At 54.4% G+C, this 669-nt stretch carries 1 pseudogene; it reads left to right on the forward strand.

From position 1 onward, the window contains the following. Positions 1–669: pseudogene (locus EXE41_RS18610) on the forward strand (IS630 family transposase); the annotation flags it as partial.

Here is a 669-nt window from a genome sequence, read left to right on the forward strand (position 1 = left end):
TCTCTGATGAACAGCACAAGCGGTTCGTCAAGGCACTTTACGAATCACCCGAGGAAGTAGGATTAGACGCGCCCGCGTGGTCTGTTCCACTAGCCCGTCACTATCTCGCCGAAGAGTTTGATGTTGAGTACTGTGAGCGGCACGTCCGGCGATTGATGTCTGAGGCCGGGCTGTCCTGGAAGACAGCCCGGCCGGAGTTCTACAAATCCGACGAAAGAGCCCAAGAAGCCTGGAAAGAAGGCTTCAAAAAAAGCGCAACGACCTGGACGACGAATACACAATCCTGACCATCGATCAGACGAGACAGGTTCTCTCGACGTTGATTTATGCGTGGTTTCCGGAAGGGGAGCGCCCGTCACTGCCGGTGACGGGCGCGTGGGATAGCATCAAGTTGCTTGGTACAGTCAGCGATGGCGGTGATACGTTCTTCCTGCCGTGTGCGGGGAATTTTAACAGCGACACGACGATTCGACTTCTCGACGCACTTCAGACTGAATTCGGCGAGAAGATTTGCGTCGTTTTGGACAACGCCTCGTATTTCACGGCGAACAAGGTCCAAGAGTTTGCTGAAGGTACACCGATAGAACTCTGTTACCTACCGCGGGGTTCACCGGAGCTGAACCCCGCGGAAGAGTGTTGGAGACAACTTGATCAAGAACTTGGGAACCG

Source organism: Halorubrum sp. SD690R (assembly GCF_005435035.1).
GTDB lineage: Archaea > Halobacteriota > Halobacteria > Halobacteriales > Haloferacaceae > Halorubrum > Halorubrum ezzemoulense.